This window comes from Xanthomonas sp. SHU 199, assembly GCF_000364665.1.
In the GTDB taxonomy this organism is placed as follows: domain Bacteria; phylum Pseudomonadota; class Gammaproteobacteria; order Xanthomonadales; family Xanthomonadaceae; genus Xanthomonas_A; species Xanthomonas_A sontii.
This window is the reverse complement of the sequence record NZ_AQOI01000795.1, coordinates 1-1261: the sequence shown is the minus strand read 5'-3', so window position 1 is coordinate 1261 and position 1261 is coordinate 1. Positions and strand designations below refer to the sequence as shown.

Here is a 1261-nt window from a genome sequence, read left to right as displayed (position 1 = left end):
CGCCCAGCCACTGCCGCGCGTCCATCCAGCCCATGTCCAGGCCGTTGGCGCGCAGGTAGGCCGCGCCGAGGGTGGAGGACAGCAGTTCGCCCTGCCCCAGCACCTCGGCCTGCCAGTCCAGCGTGCGCTCGGCGGCGCGCGGATCGGCGAGCAGGCCGCGCAGCGCCGCCAGGCGTTCGCCCAGCACCGCCTCGGCGTCCAGTTCCAGTTCGGCCAGGAAGTCGCGGTGGCGCTGCTCCAGCGCGGCCACGCGCTGCGCGCTGTCGGCGCTGCCGTCGGCAATCGCGGTCAGTTCGTTGGTGACCCCGGACAAGGCCGACACCACCACCAGCACCCGCGCACCGGTCTCCTCCGCGCGTTTTTTCGCCAGCCGTCCAATCGTGTCCCAGCGATGACGACGCGACACCGAAGTGCCGCCGAACTTGAGGACGATCCAGCGATCGACAGGAGAGGAAGCTGACATGGAGTGGGGGTGTCTGGAATGTGGGGAAAACGCCTGCATGCGCGGGCGGAACCCCCGATTCTACTGCCAACCGAGCGCCGATGAGCGAGCGGCGATACCTGCACCTGGACGCCTTTTCCACCAGCCCGGCGCCAGGGCGTGGTGCTCGATGCCGCCGACCAGGACGCACCGCGCATGCAGCGCCTGGCCGCGTGGCCGAACCTCTCGGAGACGGTGTGCTTCCCGCCGCCGGACGCGGGCGCGGACTACCGTATTCGCATCTTCACCCCCAGGGCGAACTGCGATTCGCAGGCCACCCCAGCGTCGGCGCCGCCTGGGCGGCGGGCGCGACGTCGCCAGCCAGGGACGCGAACTCGGGCGCGATAGCCGCGTCGAACTCCAGGTCGATGGCGAAGACGTGTGGAGTGGCGGCCTGGTGCAAGCGGTGATCGCTGGCAAGATCGCTTGGTAAGCTCCGGCCTCCCCCACCGCAGTCCGGAGTTTCCCCTCATGGCCGCACGCCGCTTCTTCCAGGTCGATGTCTTCTCCGCCCGCGCCGGCAACGGCAATCCGTTGGCCGTCGTGCTCGATGCCGATGGCTTGGACGCCGCCACGATGCAGGCCATCGCGCGCTGGACGCGCCTGCCGGAAACCACCTTCGTGTTCGCGCCGACGCGGCCGGATGCCAGCTACGGCCTGCGCATGTTCAGCCCGCAGAAGGAAGTGCCGTTCGCCGGCCATCCCAGCGTCGGCACCGCGCACGTCGCGCTGGAAGCGGGCATCGCCAGCCCGCGCGACGGCGTCCTGACCCAGGACGGC

The 1261-nt window shown here is 70.7% G+C and carries 2 protein-coding genes and 1 pseudogene; 2 read left to right on the top strand and 1 reads right to left on the bottom strand.

Going from position 1 to position 1261, the window contains the following annotated elements; genetic code table 11:
• A partial coding sequence (locus D183_RS0121670; protein ID WP_441366786.1) for an amino acid kinase family protein occupies positions 1-463 on the bottom strand: 463 nt, incomplete at its 3' end.
• 80 nt (positions 464-543) lie between these two features.
• Between D183_RS0121670 and D183_RS26635 the strand changes: the two are divergent.
• Both D183_RS26635 and D183_RS0121660 read left to right on the top strand, forming a co-directional pair.
• Positions 544-786 (top strand): annotated as a pseudogene (locus D183_RS26635) (PhzF family phenazine biosynthesis protein); the annotation flags it as partial.
• Between the two features lie 166 nt (positions 787-952).
• Positions 953-1261: PhzF family phenazine biosynthesis protein (locus D183_RS0121660; RefSeq protein ID WP_017910840.1), on the top strand; the 309-nt coding region annotated here is incomplete at its 3' end.